Here is a 16,211-nt window from a genome sequence, read left to right as displayed (position 1 = left end):
TGTCCTAACGGGCGTAGAGAGTTCTCTTTTTTTAGGTATGGTTTCCTGTTTTTGCAATATTGCCTCTTAAATGATACCCAATATCCACAACTTGTAAAAACTATTCAACTTTTGTCGGAGGACTAAACTCTTTTCATTATTTCTCTAAAATACTTTTCAGCTTCCTCAAATTTTCCTTGTTCTTTGCAGATTGCCCCCAAGGTGTTGTAAATGGAAAGGTCTATTTCAGGGGCAGACTTGTTGAGCTGATAGGCTTCTTGGGTGTACTTTTCGGCTTCGGCGTAATTTTCTTGCAAATAATAGTTTTTTCCAAGATTGTGAGCCGCCATTTCCAAAAATCCTTCCTGATTTTGAGGAAAGATAGTTTTCGCTATCTCATAGGCTTCCCGAAACTCTTTTTCTGCTTCTTTGTACTGCAAATTATCTTCGTAGGCTCTGCCTAAAAGCGTTACAATGTAATAATAGTTGATATTATTTTTGCCTACGTAGTCAATAGCTCCTTGTTTGGCGTACCCAAATTGGCTAATGGCTTCTTTGTAATTTTTTGCCTGATAGGCACTCACACCTTGCTTGAATTGTGTTTGCCAATCTTGGGCTGAAAGATTGCACACAGTCCAAAAATAAAGCCCGAAAAAGCAGATTATTTTCATAGTTGAATGTTATTTGATTGAAGTTTAAAATTCTTAGCATAATTGGGAATAAATAATGACTAAAAAATGTGAATTACATCTTGATATATTGGATAGATGTAATTTTAAGAACACCACCCCCAACCCCTCCTCATTGTGGAGGGGAAAGTTAACTCCTAAAAATCAAAATTTTAGGAACATCCAAACTCCCCTCCTTTTTAAGGAGGGGATTAAGGGGTGGTTTATTAAGCATAATAAAAAAATATTTTAATTCTGAACCACAAATTCGGAAGTCTTTTTAATACTATAAAAGCACTTTGAAAAAGCCTTTCCAACAATAATCTAAACTAAAAATTGTAAGTTTTTGATTTACTGACAATCGTTCATTGCTTTTTGGCAACGCTGAAATTCTTTGCTACTTGTTCCTTTTTGCTCTCTGAATATTTCCATTGCTTCTTGCAAATAGGGTTTGGCGTTTTTGCAGTCTTTCATATACCGATAACATTGCCCGATATTTTCAAGAATTAGAGCGTGGTCTGTGCTTTTATTTCCATTGACTTTGGCAGAAATATCCTTGTTTTCTTGCAGGTATTTGAGTGCTGTTTTGAAATCATTTTTTAGAAAATAGGTAGAGGCAAGGTTGTTGAGTTGTGCAACGTATGCCTTGGATTGCTTGCCTTGCGTTTTTTCTACATAGCGGAGCATAAAAAGGTAGCATTGTTCGGCTTTCTGAAATTCGTTTGCCATTTCGTAAATGAAAGCTATATCCATTACTGCCTCAACATAGTTTTTATCGTTTTCGCCAAATTTCTCTTTCAGAACAGCAAGATATTCATCAGCGTATTGCGAGGCTTTTCCCCACATTTTGAGGTTTTGTGTAGAAACCACCAAGCTACCAAGCAAAAAATGATAGTAATTGCCAAAATTTTCTTTGTTTAAGACTTTTTTAGCACTTTCTAAGTATTGCAAAGCCTCTTGGTATTTTCCTTCTTGGTTGAGTTGGTAGCCTTTTTCTAAATCTTCTTGGGCTTTAAGCTGTTCGGCGGGGATTTGCCTGCCTTTTTCATCAAAAACTTTCCTTTCCAAAAGATTTCCATTATTATCAAAACGTGCTTCTTGTTGTTTTTGCCCATTTTCATAATACCAAATACAAGTTCCTTTCATTTTTTCTTTGGTAGGGGTGTCATCAATCATTTCTCCTTCAAATTGTACTTGATGATTATGAGCAAAATAATCTCTTACTTTGCCTACGGGTTTCCCGTTTTTGTATTCAAGCACTCTGTAGAAAGCAATATCATTTTTGGAAGGCGACCAGTCTTTGCTAAAAGTAATTACCCACTTTCCTTGTCTGTGTCCTTGTGCGTCAGTAGTATTAGGGGCAGAAGGAATGCTTTTTTGAGCTTTTACGCAAAGGCTCAAAAGTAAGAAAATAACAGTGGCATATTTTTTCATAAACTATGAATTTTATCGTGAGAAAATAACTGTGCTACTGCTACTTGCAGAACCAACACCCATTAAGCCAAGTGTAAAAGCTAGCATTAACAATCCCAAGAGCAGAGCCATTCCATTGGAGCTGGAAATACCTACAATAACCAGTATCAAAGAAACGATTAGATTGATAACGGCAAAAACGCTCCCTACTCGGGCGTTGATAATGAAAGATATGATAAGAGCCCCAATAGAAACTAAGAAAATCCCCCATACTGCTTCGCCAAAAAGTAGCACAAAGGCTAATGAAGAAATTAAACCAAATAAACCAGCCCAAAATTTACCTTCTCTGTTAGGATTATTTTCCTGAGTATTTTTTTGAGGTTTTAGGTTCTTTTTAATTTGCTTGGCAAACCTACCTGATATAGGGGCAGGTTTTACTAATTCATTTGTTTGCAAAGGTTCAACCTGTTTAGCCGAAATGGCTTTAATAGTTTGTACAACAGGAGAATGTGAAGCCTTTTCAATCACCTTTTCAGTGCTACTGATAGTTTCTGCTTCTATCATTCTAACAGCAGATTCATTTTGGGCAATGGCAACATTTTTTGCCAAAAACCAACAGAGTAGAAAAAAATAAATGGATTTCATATATTTTGATTTTTGTTTTTTGAAAGGTGAGATAATTAAGGTTCATAAAATTCTGTGCCGTTTCGGTCTATGTAGAAATTATCGCTGTTTTTTAAAACTCTGGCGATACCATTGTTAAAAATGGAAGCAAAACCATATTTGCAGGCAATTACCTCTTTTCCTTGTTTGTCAATAAACCCCCATCTACCAAAATTTTGTATAGGAGCTAACCCTTCGCTGAAAATTGTAGCGTCTTCATAAGGGGCTTGTTCGTAAATGACAGAGTTTTTTTCATAAGAAGCGGGAAGCACAACCTTGCCAGCAGTATCAATGAATACGTATTTGTTTTTATCAATTTTTACGGCGGCTAATCCTTCAAAAAACCATCTTGCATCATCAAATTGGCAAGCAATTATTTCTTTTCCTTTTTTATCAATAAAACCCCATTTTTTATTTTTCATTACAGCAGCAAAGCCCTCATTGAAGGAAAGAGAACTCTCGAATTGAGCTGGAATAACAACTTTTCCTGTATTATCGATAAATCCCCATTTTTTGTTAATTTGCACAGCTGCCAGATTTTCACACATACACCCTGCATATTCGTATTGGCAAGCAATCACCTCTTTGCCCGATTTATCAATAAAACCCCATTTCTTGTTGCGTTTTACGCGTGCTAAGCCACTACAATTCTTTTTTAAGTTCTCGCAAAAATCGCCCACCTCTTCATATTGCAAGGATATCACTTCTTTGCCTGTGGGGTCAATAAAGCCCCATTGCTTATTCAGTTTTACTTTTGCCAAACCTTCTGTAAAATCGCCAACAGATTCGTATCTGCAAGCAACAACCTCCTTCCCTGATTTATCAATAAAACCCCATTTTTTGTTGATTCGTACAGCCGCCAGATTTTCTCTAAATTCGCTAACCTCTTCATATTTGCACGCAATCTTAATGGTTTTATCAGGCGAGCAAAAGCCCCACATATTGCCTTTTCGGTAGGGAATAAGCTCGGGTAGGGTTTGGGCAAAGGTTTGTAAGCTAAAGGCTAAAAATAAGCCCAAGAATGATGTTTTGAGCATATTAAATTGATTAAATAGGTTAATGAATTATTTTATCGGCTCTTTTATCCATTTAGAGCCTTTGGCGGTACGAATAATACGGGCGGCATCATTTTGCCCAAAAGTTTCGGCATAGCCCTGCGGACCCAGTACAAACTCCTCTACAAACCAGCCATCTTTGGTTTTGTAACATTCCTTATGTCGGAATTTAATTTTTACTTCGGCACGAGTATCGGCACCTGCTCTAATCAATAGTTTGATGATGTTTTCGTTGCCTTTTGCCGCCGCCATATGCAAAGCAGTATAACCTGTAACCTTGGCATCGCATTTATCTATTTCATAGCCCTCTATTACTTTGCATTTGGCATTTGCTTTGGCTTTGCGTTTGAGCAGTTCCAATACCATTTCTTCTCTCTGGTACGAAACAGCCTGCATCAAAGGCGTGAAGTTTTCGTAAAGCCAAGTTTTTTCCTGCCATTTTATACTGGCATTTACATTTTTAGGGTCTTGCACAAGTTGCATAAAGCGTTCTTGGTTGCCATCGCGAATAGCCTCAAAAATTTCGGTTTGGGCAAAAATGACAAAAGGAAACACTTGTGCCAATAAAAAAATGAAGGTCTTTTTCATAATGATTTCTTTTTTTCAAAATAAGTTTGAAAAAGTGATTTTTCCCATACGTCAAATGACGTATTTTGTACAATTTATTTGTATATTGCGGGCTAATTAAATGTTACAACACGCAAAAATGAAATTAGACATTTTAGTTTTTGCCGCTCATCCTGATGATGCGGAACTTTCTTGTTCAGGTACATTAGCTCTGCATATTGCACAAGGTAGTAAAGTGGGTATCATTGACCTAACACAAGGAGAATTAGGTACGCGAGGAAATATTCAGACACGGCAGAAAGAAGCAGAAAAAGCCTCTCAAATATTAGGTTTGCATTTGCGAGAAAATTTAGGTTTTGCCGATGGGTTTTTCAGGAATGATAAAGAGCATCAGTTGGCTATTATTCATAAAATACGGCAGTACAAACCTAAAATTGTGCTTACCAATGCTATCACCGACCGCCACCCCGACCACGCCCGTGCCGCCGAACTGGTGCGTGATGCCTGTTTTCTTGCGGGATTACGAAAAATTGAAACTTTTCAAGAGGCTCATCGTCCTGATTTTGTGTATCATTTCATTCAAGACCGCTATATTCAGCCTACTTTTGTAGTGGATATTACGGATTTCTGGGAAATCAAAAAGCAAGCTATTTTAGCTTATACTACGCAATTCAATGCTCCCAAAGGGGATAGTGAGCCACAAACCTATATTTCAACTCCTGAATTTTTTGATTTTATTGAAGCTCGTGCCAAAGAGTTTGGACATCAGATTGGAGCTATTTATGGCGAAGGCTTTACTACCAGCCGAATGATAGGGGTTAATTCGCTTTGGCATTTACGATAAAAGTTTCTTGCAGTTTTATTTGAAAATTTTGAGGAAATTGCAAATTTGCATAAATTTGGAAAACTCTTTTGAAAGAAAATCTGCTTGAAACAAGATGAAAACCTTTATCAGTCGTCTTTTACGCCTTTTTAGGTTCAATACGCAATCTTTTCAGGGGCGTATCGTGTTGAGCATTGCTGTTGCGGGTATTCTGATGATAGTGTTTGCTTATTTACTTATTGGGCGAATGGTGCAGGTTACCAAACGCAACGAAGCAATAGCTTCTACTTATCAGCCTGTAAAGGTGTATGCATTTGCCTGCTTTCAGGCGGTCAATCAGATGATTTCTATTTTGCAAAATAGTGTTTATGCTGCTGAACAACGCATTAGCTCTCGTACCAATGAAGAAATTTTAGATTTGTGGGAAAAAAAGGCTTTGGCATTCAACGATTCTTTGCAAAGAATAGTGGCAAAACGTAGCAATGAGCCCGAATTAGCTGTAACCTACGAGGCAATTGCTGATAGGCTTGCTAAAATGGATAAACTTGTCAAAGAAGCAATTGCTATCAACAAGAAAGGGCAAAGAAGCCCTGTTTATTATTCTGATAGAGTAGATATTTCTGATACTACGGCTATCAAAGCTAATAAGGCGGTTACTTTTTATGATGATGCTCTTGCCTTTTTGCTTGCTAATGAAATTACCCGCTTGCAAAAGGAGTTAGACGTATATTTTTCGCAACTTATCGGCTTTAATGATAAAGCCACCGAAAAACTTTACGTAGATATAGGGCAAGAAAATCAGTTTTTTACACTTTTTCAGGTAATTGTTTTTCTCATTACGGCGGTGGCTTTGGTAGCTCTTATTTTCTTGCTCAATAGCCATATCGGAAAAAATCTGGAACGGGTGGATATTTTTACCGAAGAACTTGCCGAAGGGGGCTTACCCGAAACTTTGCACACCCAAGTAAGCGAGCTAGAACCTATCACTCGCAATCTGAACATTCTGACCAAAAACCTCCAAAATTTGCGAAAATATGCTATTAGCGTAAAAGAAGGAAGATATGATGCGGAGTTGAATGTTTTTGAGGGTAAGGGAACTTTTGGGGAGGCAATTGCTCAGATGCGAGAAGGACTTTTGAAGGTATCGGAAGAGGAGCGTATTCGTACTTGGCGGAACGCAGGTATTGCCAAATTTAGTGAAATCTTACGCCGTGAAAGTAATAACTTGGAAAGGCTTTCAGAAGAGCTTATCGGCGAACTTGTAAAATATGTAGGAGCTAATCAGGGAGGAATTTTTATTGTAAATGACACCAATCCCAACGAACACTTTTTAGAGCTTGCCGCCGCTTATGCATACAATAAAAAGAAATTCATTGAGAAGAAAATCCTGAAAGGGCAAGGTTTAGTAGGTAGAGCGTGGATAGAAGGTTTGCCGATTTATTTGAGTGAAGTACCCAATGATTACATTGAAATAAGAACAGGTTTAGGTGGGGCAAATCCGAAGTTTATATTTATTGTACCACTCAAAATCAATGAGCAAGTAGAAGGGGTGATGGAGTTGGCATCTTTTCACGAATTTGAGGATTATCAGCAAGAATTTATTAAACAGATAGCCGATAGTGTAGCTTCTACTTTTTCAAGTACCAAAGTAAACCGCCGAACCCAGCAACTTTTGGAAGAGTCGCAAAGAATAACTACTCTAATGAGAGAAAAAGAAGAAGAATTACGCCAGAATATTGAGGAATTACAGGCTACCCAAGAAGAAATGCAACGCAACCAAAGAGAACTTTCTGAAAAAGAAGGTAATATGCGTGCATTGCTGGATAATGCTTCCGATGCTATTATGGCATTCAACCATAAAAGGCAAATCACGGTTATCAATAAGGCTATGAAGAATCTTTACGAGTCGGTGGGTGTGTATCTGGATACAGGTAGAATTATTGATGATGCCTTTCCGGGCAAAACCTATGAGCAAATGATGGAGGAAATCAAGAGAGCCTTGTCGGGAGAGCGTTTCAAAACTAGTGCTACGGTTACTATTCGTGGCGTTACGTATTATTACGATATTCTTTACAATCCTATTTACAATGAAAGACAAAGGGTAGTGGGGGCTTCGGTATTTGTTACTGATGTTACCCAACAACGCACCGCCGAAATAGAGCTTAAAATGAAAGAGGCAAATTTACAATCGCTCATCAACAATACCGAAGATTCCATTATGGCGATTGATAAAAACTATAACTTGTTAGTTTTTAATGAAGTTTTCAGAAAAAGGCGTAAAGAATACAACTTCAAGGAAGGTGATAATATTTTTACCACCATACCCGAACATTTGCACGAGGAATGGAAAAAATATTACGATAGAGCCTTATCAGGTGAGCGTTTTGAAAAAGTTATTAAGAGAGATTTGGGCAATAAAAAAATTCAGTATCGCGAACACTCTTTTAACCCAATTTTCAATGAAAAAGGGGAGGTAATAGGTATTTCTGTTTTTGCCAAAGATATTACCGAAGCCAAACTCGCCGAAGCCGAAAACCAAAGAATTATGGCTACTCTTTTTGAAAAACAAAAACAAGACAAAAAACGGATTGAAGAACTTGAAAAACAGCTCAAAGAATTGCAAGAAATGTTAGAAACCAAAACTTCCTAAAAGCCTGGGCGTAAAATAGAAACGGGAAATAAGAAGCAGGAAACAAGAATTTAATTGGATTTAGGCAGAAGGAACGCCTTAATCTCACTCAAACCATAAATTTTTGAACCTTCAAACCCTTGATTTTGAACGTAAATATTTACAATTATGCGAAAAATTTTTGCCTTCAGCCTGCTTATTTTGGCTCATAGTATTTTTGCCCAAAAAAAAGATAGTTTGGTGCTTATACAAACCGATTACGGCGATATGCTTTTTTTACTTTACCAGCAAACACCCAAGCACCGAGCAAATTTTTTGAAACTTGTTCGTGAAAAATTTTATGATGGTTTGCTTTTTCATCGGGTTATTAAGGATTTTATGATACAAGGAGGCGACCCGAATTCTAAAAACGCCAAACCCGGTGAAATGCTCGGTATGGGTGGCTTGAATTATCGTATTGATGCTGAACTTCGTCCAGAACTTTTCCATAAAAGAGGGGCATTGGCAGCGGCACGCGACAATAATCCACAAAAGGCTTCTAGTAGCTGTCAGTTTTATATTGTGCAGGGTAGAACCTTTACCGATGAAGAGTTAGATGCTCTTTCTGCAAAAATACAGGTCAAATTCCCCGTGGAGCATCGCGAGTTTTACAAAACTAAAAAAGGCACACCTCATTTAGACCAAAACTACACGGTTTTTGGAGAGATGTTAGAGGGTTTTGAGGTTTTAGAGAAAATCATTGCCGAACCTACTGACTCTCGCGACCGACCCCTGAAAGATATACGAATGAAAGCCTCTATCAAAGTAATGAAACGCAAAGAAGTTACAAAAAAATATGGCTTTCAGTACCCTGAAAAGCCTTCTAAAAAAAAGAAAAAAGCAAAGCCCCAAGAGGAATAGAGTTCAGATTTGCGTGCAATCAATAGCAGTAATTTCGTGAATCCATTTAAGACTTCGGAGGTATTCAAGCGTGAGAGGGCGAATAGGGCTATCCATTTCGTAAAAGTGGCAAGCCAAATCATTTTTCCCTTTCCTTGAAACCGAAGCAGTAGCGATATTGCACTCATCTTGGGCTAAAATATTGGCTATGAAAGCAAGTTTGCCTTTGGTGTCTTCGGCAAGAACAATAAGCGTATGCATTGAAGCTGAAATATCAGCCCGAAAGCCATTGTAGGAAGCAATATTGATAATTCCCCCGCCTCGGCTTTCGCCAATTACTTCAATTTGTCTGCCTTCGGCTTCTAATTCCAGTTTCACGGTATTAGGGTGATATAAAGAGGCATTGCCTACGGCTTTGAAGGTATATTCAAAACCTGCTTCTTTGGCAAAATCAAAAGAGTTTTTGATGCGTGTATCGTCAGTGGCAAAGTCCATTAGTCCTGCAATAATTGCTCTATCGCTCCCGTGTCCTTCATAGGTTTGGGCAAAAGAATTGTAAAAAGTGATAATCGCTTTTTGGGGAGTTCTGCCTAAAATTTTATGAGCTACCCTGCCAATACGTACTACGCCTGCTGTATGCGAGCTGGAAGGACCAATCATTATAGGTCCTATCATATCAAAAATGCTACTGCGTTCATTCATAAGCCAAAAAATCTGATTGCGTTGGAATGTTGTAAAGTTAGCAATTTTTTGCTAAATCTCAAAACCTGAAATTGTAAGTGAGAGTAGGAATAATGGGGAAAAGAGCGAGCTGTCGGGCTCTGAACTGCGTGAAAAAGTTGATTTGGGCATTTTCTTCGGTAGGTTCGTAGTAAATCACAAAGGCATTGCGGCGGTTATAGAGGTTGTAAATGCTAAAAGTAAGGTCAGATTCGCCCCATTTGGGTTTGAATTTGCGTATAATGTTCAAATCGGCTCGGTGATAGGCAGGCATTTGATAATTGTTTCTTTCGCCGAAGTCATTTCCCAAAAGAAAATTTGCTCCATTTACCCCCTGTACGCCAAATCTGCCCTGTGGGATAGTTACCCAATTATTATTACCAAAAACCCAATTAAAAGCAAAAGTCCATTTTTCATTGAGTTTGTACATAAGCACAAGGGCAATATCGTGGCGTCTATCATAACGAGGATAAAAGGCTTTTCCAAAGTTGATAGGGGCATTATTGTTGGAAGAATCGGCAAACTGACGTTTCGTCCAAGAAAGCGTATAACCGAGCCAGCCTGTGAACTTCCCTGCTTTTTTTTCTATGTAAAACTCTAATCCATAGCTCCAACCTTTGCCGAATACAAATTCGCCATTGAGGTTATCGTTAAGGAAAAGATTAGCCCCATCGCGAAAATCAATTTGGTTTTTCATTTGTTTGTAATAGGCTTCGGCGGTGAATAGTAGTTCATCATTTTTGAACAAATGGCTTACCCCTGCTGTTACTTGTCTTGAAAGTTGCGGTCTGACTACTTCATTAGAAGGATACCAAATATCTGTGGGTAAAGTAGCCCCCGAATTAGAAAGCAAATGCACATATTGATACATTTGGGCAAAGCTGGCTTTTAAGGACGTTTTTTCATTTAGTTTGTAACGAAAGGCTGTACGAGGTTCAAGACCTGCATAAAAAGTTTGATTTTGCACGAATCCTGACCCCCTTACACCTGCATTTAGTCGCCATTTTTCATTCAGTTTTATGTCGTCGTTGAAATAAATGCCCATTTCGGTGGCTTCAAAAGTATTGCCCGAATTGAAATTCACTCGGTTATCATCACTGGCAAAGCGTATGCGAGCCACGCCAAACTGATGATGTATGGCTTGAGCTCCGAAGCGAATATGATGTTTTTCGCTATGCAGATAGTCAAAATCAGTTTTGAAGTTGTAGTCTTTGATGTTGGAGCCAATATTGAAAATAAAAGAAGCAAAGCGGTTGCGAATTTTGTACTGATAGTCAGAATAAATTGCGGTAGTATTCAGGAATAGTTTAGGGCTAAAAATATGATTCCAACGCACCGTAGCAGAGCTATTACCCCAATCAAAATCAAAGTTAAAATTACCCTGATTGCCAGCAAACTTAAAAACATCTCTGCCGAAATAACCGCTCACAAAAATCCTATCTTTTTGGCTAATTTCGTAATTGGCTTTGAGGTTCAAATCATAAAAATAATAGTCAGGAATAGGGTTGTAGTTGGGTTTGCCTTCGTTGGCTTTGTTGATTTGGCGAGTAATAATATCAAAATACGTCCTTCTGCCCGAAACTATAAACGAAGATTTACCCTTTTGAATAGGACCTTCCAGCGTGAGCCTTGATGAAATCAGTCCTACGCCGCCTGTACCTGAAAAGCGGTTTTTGTTGCCTTCACGCATTTTAATATCCAGCACGGAAGAGAGCCTACCCCCATATTGAGCAGGGAAATCGCCTTTGTAGAGTTCTACATTTTTGATAGCATCAGAATTGAAAATGCTAAAAAAGCCAAACAGATGAGCGGCGTTGTAGATAAGTCCTTCGTCCAAGAGTATTAAGTTTTGGTCGGGTCCGCCGCCGCGAACATACAAACCCGCCGAAGCCTCCGAACCTGATTTTACACCCGGTTTGAGTTGCAAAACTTTGATAAGGTCTGTTTCACCAAAAACCACAGGCACAGTTTTGATTTCCTTGTAATCTAACTTTTCCACACTCATTTGCGTTTTTTCTACGGCATCTTTGAACTTATCTTCACCAACAACCTCAATCGCTTCAATTTGCTCTTGGGCTTGGTCGGTTTGCAAAAGAATATTGAGTGTGAGGTTTTTGGATAGAAAAATTTTTTGTGTGTATTCGGCATAGCCTACAAAGTTCGCTTTCAGAATAATGGTGTCGTTACTGATAGGAATTTCCAGAGCATAGTAGCCATAAGCATTGGTAAGAATACCTACTTTGCTTTTGGCTTCCCAAACCGATGCCCCGATGAGGTCTTCGCCTGTGGCGGCATCGCGTACATACCCGCTAATGGTGAATTTATTTTGTGCGAAAAGAGGGGAAGCGAAAAAAAATAATACGCTGAATGCGATAAATAGATTTTTCATAGCTTGCTTTTTGCAAAAAACGGCTAAAATTGCTGTTTTGTTACAAAGATACGCATAAAATTTCTAATTTAGTGCAAAATTTCAGCTATGCAAGAAAAGAAAGTTTGGGTGCAAAATTTGCTTCAAAATGGTCTTGAAGCTATTATTTTTGATTTAGGCGGGGTTATTATTGATATTGACTTCAACCTAACCATCAAAGAATTAGAAAATTACACTACTCATCAATTTGGCGAAGGTGAGTACTTGACCAAACACCCCATTTTCTATGAATTTGAAACGGGTAAAATAGGAGAAATTACCTTTTTTACAGAAATTCGGAAAATTTTTGGCTTAAATGCCACTTTAATAGAGCTTGAACAGGCGTGGAATGCCTTACTTTTGGATATCCCACAAAAAAGGGTAGATCTGCTCAGAAAGTTGCAGAAAGAGTTACCTACTTTTATTTTGAGCAACACCAATCCTACGCATTTGGAGGAGGTTGAAAATATTTTGCGAAGACAAACCGATGCACAGACTTTGAAAAACTTAGTGAAAAAGCCTTACTATTCGTTTGAGGTAGGTAAAGCCAAACCTGAAACTGCCATTTATGAAATAGTACTCAAAGAAAACAAACTCAATCCCGAAAAAACGCTTTTTATTGATGATAGCTTGCGTAATTTGGAAGGGGCTAAAAAAGTTGGTTTGCAGACCTTGCATATTACTCCTTTTGCAGAAGATATTTGCGATTTTTTTAGCGAATACTCCAAAAAATAGCCCAAAAAGCACTTAAAAAAGCAGTTATTTCACCCCAAAAGATTTTTTCTTGTAAAACATTAAAAGAACTTTGGTTTTTAGAGTTTTGAGATTTTACTATTTTTCCCTTTTGCAAGGAAAGTTCCTCATTATTTTCTTGTTGATAGCTATTTTGAGAGTTTTCTGAAACTTTTCTTTCAAGCTCTGCGAGTATTTCTTTGAGTTGTTTATTTTCTTGCGTTAGGTTGCGGTTACGAGTTTGTAGCCATTTGTTTTGTTGGTTGAGCTTTTTGTTTTGTTCTTGTAAGGTTTTGTATTCAGGGTGATTATCCAAAAGATTTTGCACTTCTTTGAAAGAATAAAATCTTTCAAGACCGCAAACAATGCACTTTTGGCTATCGCTGTAATTAACGGTTTCGCAAGAAATACAAAGCCAAGACATAGCAGTTGGGTTCTACTTGTAATTGTGTAGAAAACAATAATCAGAAATCAAGATATTTAGACATTACTAAACTTTACCAACCGTGCAAAAGGAAAAACACACCTGCACCTACCAAAAATCCTGCAATAGCAATCAGCGACATACGTTTCAGATACCACGTAAAGGTAATATCTTCCATACCCATAGCGGCAACGCCTGCCGCCGAGCCAATAATGAGTATGCTTCCGCCTGTACCTGTGGAATAAGCTGTGAGTAGCCAAAATTTACTATCCATAGGAAACTGCTCCATAGAATACATATTCTGAACCGCCGCAAGCAAAGGCACATTATCCACTACCGAAGAAGAAGCCCCAATAATAAGAGAAATGAGGTTAAAATCCTTGACGGCATTCGTTACTATTTCAGAAAAATTAGTGAGAATGTGGGTAGATTCCAAAGCCCCTACGGCAAGTAGTATCCCCAAGAAAAACAGGATACTGGAAGTATCAATGCGTGAAAGGGCGTGAGCCACAGAAAGGGGACGGCGGCGTTCATCATCTTTATTGCTATGGATAACTTCGGAAATAACCCAAACCAAACCCAGCCCCAAAAGCATACCCATAAAAGGAGGTAATCCTGTGAGTGTCTTGAAAATAGGTACCATTATCAATATTCCCACCCCCAGTGTCAGCATAGTTTTCCCGTCAGGGTTGGCTTCTTCGTTTTTTTCGCTAAATTGTTGAATTTCTTGTTTGGGAAGTTTGAACTGATAATAGATAAGAGGCGTAAGGGCACAAGCCAAACTTGGTAAAAATATTTCGGTAATTACTGCTCCTGCCGAAACTTGCCCTTTTATCCAAAGCATTGTAGTAGTTACAGCACCTATCGGCGACCATACCCCCCCCGCATTGGCACAAATCACCATTACACCTGCAAATAAAAGCCTTTGTTCTTTGTCTTTGACAACCTTTCGCAAAATAGAAACCATTACAATTGCGGTAGTAAGGTTATCTATGATTGCCGCTAAAAAAAACGAAATCAGGCTCATTACCCAAAGCAAACGCTTATTATTTTTGGTATTGATTTGATTTTTAACAATATCAAAGCCATCGTGAGCATCTATGAGTTCTACGATGGTCATAGCTCCTAAAAGAAAAAATAAAATTTGTGAAATTTCTGCCAAATGATGGTATAATTGTTCCTGAACAAGTTGTTTGTTATCAGCAGCTACGATATAAATAGCCCAACAGATAATACCCGCCAGCAAAGCAGGGGCAGTTTTATTGAGGCGAATATTATGCTCCAAGGCTATCAGTAAATAGCCAATACAAAAAATAACGATAATAGCAGTAATCATTGCTTGGTTGAGTTAAAATTTCCGCAAAACTATGGAATATTAACGAGAAAGCAAGGATTTTGTTGTTGAAAAAAGATAGGCAGAGTAGCGAAAAACACTCAGTAAGGCAATTTTACACAAAAAGCACTGCCTTTTTCAGGTTCGCTTTGAAGGGTAATAGTGCCTTGCAACTGCTCTACGGCTTTACGAACAATATACAGCCCCAACCCATTGCCTTGCGAATAGGTGCTGGCACGAAAAAACATCTGAAAAATTTTCTGATGATACTGTTCGGGGATACCAATACCATTATCAGTTATGCGTATGCAAAGTTGATTTTCTTGTCTGAATACTTCTATTTTTACCCAAGCACCTTCGGGGCGAGCAAAAATAAGGGCATTTTCAATGAAATTGTGCAAAATGGCTTTTATGGCTTCTTTTTCGGCATAAAAATCTAAACGAGGCTCTATTTGTTTAATGATTTCTACCTTTTTCTGTGCTATCAACCTTTGAAGTAAAAGCAATACTTCGCTAAGAATTTCCTCAAAATCAATGAATTTTTTTTCGTTAATTTGATTGTGAATGGCACTGATGCTAATAAGTTTACGAAGCATTGCGTCCATTCCCAGCACAGTATCATTGATGTACCCTAATATTTCTTGCATTTCTTGGGACGGGTTTTGCATCTTAGCAAGCTCTAAAAGTCCTAAAATATTAGTGAGTGGGCGGCGTAAGTCGTGAGCCGAATGATAAAAAAAAGTATCTAACTCTTCGTTGATAGAAATAAGTTTGGCAGTGGTTTGGTTAAGATTTTCAGTTCTTTGCTTGACCAAATCCTCCAAACCTTGATTAAGATATTGTATAGAAGCATATTGAGCCTGCAATTCCTGATTTTGCTCACGTATGATTTCTGCTTGTGATCTAATTTCCTCATTCTGTTGGATAATCTCATTATTCAATTTTACTAAATACTCATTAGCTTCTTGCAAGAGCTTTTCGGAGCGTTTGCGTTGTAAGGCTTGATAGGTAAGCGAGAGAAAAGTACCAATACTTACTCCAAAAAAAATCTCATCAGGAAGCCAAATTCGCATATTATATTGCTCAAAGCAGATGATACCTGCCAATTTGCCACCCATAAAGAAAGGTACATCTAACAGGGATTTAACCCCCATAGGTTTAAGATAAATTTCGGTAAGTTCATAAGTAGCGGGATTATTGAAAGCATCGTTGGCGACAATAATATTTTCATTTTTGAGAATCTCAAAGTAAGTGGGAAAGTCCTTCATATACAAGGTATTAGCCTTAATATCTTTGATGCTGATGTGTTTTTGGGCTTTATAGTCGTACATCTCTATGCATTGTACTATGCCTTGGTTCTCGTCATATGCCCAGATACTAATCAAATCTGCACCAATAAGTTGATGTAAATTTTCGGTAATCAGTGGCAAAGCTTCATTCCACAAACCTTCTACAATAATTGGGTGATTGAGCAGATATTTGAGAATTTTTATACCCTCTTCGTGCTTTTGGGTGAAGCGTTGGATACGCTTTTCAGCTTGATTAAATTGCTCTACTTGCCATTTCACAATGGTTCGTAGTACGCTATCGTCGTGAATATTAGCTACATTTTGGCTAAAATAGGTTTTTACGCTATTATCCTTGAAACGGAAAAACTGCTCATCTTTTTCAGTAAATTGTTCTACAACGCCTTCACGGATAGCCTCAGCAAGGGCATCTAAATTTTCTTTTTTGGTATAAAGCTCGGCAAGCATAGCCGCATTGAACCTATCTCCCATTAGCGAAGCTATAACAAGTAAATCAAAGCAAACAGGGGAAAGGCGTTCAATATAATTCATAAAAAAATGTGGTGTAGTAATTGTTTTTTGAGCGAAAATATACAAAAAACCTTAAAATCCAAAATTTTGGAAATTCGTTTT

14 protein-coding genes are annotated in these 16,211 nt (G+C 38.0%); 4 read left to right on the top strand and 10 right to left on the bottom strand.

Annotated features, from left to right (window positions below; genetic code table 11):
• Positions 1 to 122 precede the first annotated feature (122 nt).
• The 5 genes from Rain11_RS02485 to Rain11_RS02465 all read right to left on the bottom strand — a co-directional run bounded on the left by Rain11_RS02485 (position 123) and on the right by Rain11_RS02465 (position 4,366).
• The gene (locus Rain11_RS02485; protein ID WP_101357749.1) at positions 123 to 650 is read right to left on the bottom strand and encodes a tetratricopeptide repeat protein; all 528 of its coding nucleotides are present in this window, start codon (positions 648 to 650) and stop codon (positions 123 to 125) included.
• Between the two features lie 348 nt (positions 651 to 998).
• A complete protein-coding gene (locus tag Rain11_RS02480; RefSeq protein ID WP_101357748.1) occupies positions 999 to 2,081 on the bottom strand; it encodes a tetratricopeptide repeat protein in 1,083 nt (360 codons plus the stop codon).
• Positions 2,082 to 2,093: 12 nt separating this feature from the next.
• Positions 2,094 to 2,705, bottom strand: a complete 612-nt coding sequence (locus Rain11_RS02475; protein WP_101357747.1) for a hypothetical protein — start codon at positions 2,703 to 2,705, stop codon at positions 2,094 to 2,096.
• 35 nt (positions 2,706 to 2,740) lie between these two features.
• Positions 2,741 to 3,760 carry a WG repeat-containing protein gene (locus tag Rain11_RS02470; protein WP_101357746.1) on the bottom strand — a complete coding sequence of 340 codons (1,020 nt, stop codon included), beginning with the start codon at positions 3,758 to 3,760 and terminating at the stop codon, positions 2,741 to 2,743.
• 27 nt (positions 3,761 to 3,787) lie between these two features.
• Positions 3,788 to 4,366, bottom strand: a complete 579-nt coding sequence (locus Rain11_RS02465; RefSeq protein ID WP_101357745.1) for an ankyrin repeat domain-containing protein — start codon at positions 4,364 to 4,366, stop codon at positions 3,788 to 3,790.
• Between the two features lie 118 nt (positions 4,367 to 4,484).
• Here Rain11_RS02465 and bshB1 point away from each other — a divergent pair, with 118 nt between their 5' ends.
• From bshB1 to Rain11_RS02450, 3 genes are all read left to right on the top strand, one after another.
• Positions 4,485 to 5,189 (top strand): bacillithiol biosynthesis deacetylase BshB1, encoded by a 705-nt coding sequence (gene bshB1, locus Rain11_RS02460; RefSeq protein WP_101357744.1) that lies wholly within the window; start codon positions 4,485 to 4,487, stop codon positions 5,187 to 5,189.
• Positions 5,190 to 5,283: 94 nt separating this feature from the next.
• Positions 5,284 to 7,818: a PAS domain-containing protein gene (locus Rain11_RS02455; RefSeq protein ID WP_101357743.1), complete on the top strand. Its 2,535-nt coding sequence runs from the start codon at positions 5,284 to 5,286 to the stop codon at positions 7,816 to 7,818.
• Between the two features lie 147 nt (positions 7,819 to 7,965).
• A complete protein-coding gene (locus Rain11_RS02450; protein WP_101357742.1) occupies positions 7,966 to 8,697 on the top strand; it encodes a peptidylprolyl isomerase in 732 nt (243 codons plus the stop codon).
• 3 nt (positions 8,698 to 8,700) lie between these two features.
• On the opposite strand, the gene sdaAB is transcribed toward Rain11_RS02450, so the two are convergent.
• On the bottom strand, positions 8,701 to 9,378 hold the full coding sequence (gene sdaAB / locus Rain11_RS02445) for an L-serine ammonia-lyase, iron-sulfur-dependent subunit beta (protein WP_101357741.1): 678 nt from the start codon (positions 9,376 to 9,378) through the stop codon (positions 8,701 to 8,703).
• 58 nt (positions 9,379 to 9,436) lie between these two features.
• Entirely contained in the window at positions 9,437 to 11,785 is a 2,349-nt protein-coding gene (locus Rain11_RS02440) for a TonB-dependent receptor (RefSeq protein ID WP_101357740.1), read from the bottom strand.
• An 87-nt stretch (positions 11,786 to 11,872) separates the two neighbouring features.
• On the opposite strand from Rain11_RS02440, the gene Rain11_RS02435 reads away from it, so the two are divergent.
• Positions 11,873 to 12,538 (top strand): HAD family hydrolase, encoded by a 666-nt coding sequence (locus Rain11_RS02435; protein WP_101357739.1) that lies wholly within the window; start codon positions 11,873 to 11,875, stop codon positions 12,536 to 12,538.
• Here Rain11_RS02435 and Rain11_RS02430 read toward each other — a convergent pair.
• The 3 genes from Rain11_RS02430 to Rain11_RS02420 form a co-directional block, all read right to left on the bottom strand.
• Complete coding sequence (locus Rain11_RS02430; protein WP_101357738.1) at positions 12,516 to 12,959, bottom strand: zinc finger protein; 444 nt, start codon at positions 12,957 to 12,959, stop codon at positions 12,516 to 12,518. The genes Rain11_RS02435 and Rain11_RS02430 overlap by 23 nt on opposite strands.
• A gap of 73 nt (positions 12,960 to 13,032) precedes the next feature.
• Entirely contained in the window at positions 13,033 to 14,295 is a 1,263-nt protein-coding gene (gene nhaD, locus Rain11_RS02425; protein WP_101357737.1) for a sodium:proton antiporter NhaD, read from the bottom strand.
• 98 nt (positions 14,296 to 14,393) lie between these two features.
• Positions 14,394 to 16,130, bottom strand: a complete 1,737-nt coding sequence (locus tag Rain11_RS02420; RefSeq protein WP_101357736.1) for a GAF domain-containing sensor histidine kinase — start codon at positions 16,128 to 16,130, stop codon at positions 14,394 to 14,396.
• Positions 16,131 to 16,211: the final 81 nt, after the last annotated feature.

Source organism: Raineya orbicola (assembly GCF_002843425.1).
Taxonomy (GTDB): domain Bacteria; phylum Bacteroidota; class Bacteroidia; order Cytophagales; family Thermonemataceae; genus Raineya; species Raineya orbicola.
Note: the sequence above shows the minus strand (reverse complement) of the source record. Positions and strands in the feature narration are given on the sequence as shown.

Excerpts from the sequence above, each read along its gene's own strand:
- Rain11_RS02485 (WP_101357749.1), bottom strand. The coding sequence starts at position 650 with ATGAAAATAATCTGCTTTTTCGGGCTTTATTTTTGGACTGTGTGCAAT.
- Rain11_RS02480 (WP_101357748.1), bottom strand. The coding sequence starts at position 2,081 with ATGAAAAAATATGCCACTGTTATTTTCTTACTTTTGAGCCTTTGCGTA.
- Rain11_RS02475 (WP_101357747.1), bottom strand. The coding sequence starts at position 2,705 with ATGAAATCCATTTATTTTTTTCTACTCTGTTGGTTTTTGGCAAAAAAT.
- Rain11_RS02470 (WP_101357746.1), bottom strand. The coding sequence starts at position 3,760 with ATGCTCAAAACATCATTCTTGGGCTTATTTTTAGCCTTTAGCTTACAA.
- Rain11_RS02465 (WP_101357745.1), bottom strand. The coding sequence starts at position 4,366 with ATGAAAAAGACCTTCATTTTTTTATTGGCACAAGTGTTTCCTTTTGTC.
- bshB1 (WP_101357744.1), top strand. The coding sequence starts at position 4,485 with ATGAAATTAGACATTTTAGTTTTTGCCGCTCATCCTGATGATGCGGAA.
- Rain11_RS02455 (WP_101357743.1), top strand. The coding sequence starts at position 5,284 with ATGAAAACCTTTATCAGTCGTCTTTTACGCCTTTTTAGGTTCAATACG.
- Rain11_RS02450 (WP_101357742.1), top strand. The coding sequence starts at position 7,966 with ATGCGAAAAATTTTTGCCTTCAGCCTGCTTATTTTGGCTCATAGTATT.
- sdaAB (WP_101357741.1), bottom strand. The coding sequence starts at position 9,378 with ATGAATGAACGCAGTAGCATTTTTGATATGATAGGACCTATAATGATT.
- Rain11_RS02440 (WP_101357740.1), bottom strand. The coding sequence starts at position 11,785 with ATGAAAAATCTATTTATCGCATTCAGCGTATTATTTTTTTTCGCTTCC.
- Rain11_RS02435 (WP_101357739.1), top strand. The coding sequence starts at position 11,873 with ATGCAAGAAAAGAAAGTTTGGGTGCAAAATTTGCTTCAAAATGGTCTT.
- Rain11_RS02430 (WP_101357738.1), bottom strand. The coding sequence starts at position 12,959 with ATGTCTTGGCTTTGTATTTCTTGCGAAACCGTTAATTACAGCGATAGC.
- nhaD (WP_101357737.1), bottom strand. The coding sequence starts at position 14,295 with ATGATTACTGCTATTATCGTTATTTTTTGTATTGGCTATTTACTGATA.
- Rain11_RS02420 (WP_101357736.1), bottom strand. The coding sequence starts at position 16,130 with ATGAATTATATTGAACGCCTTTCCCCTGTTTGCTTTGATTTACTTGTT.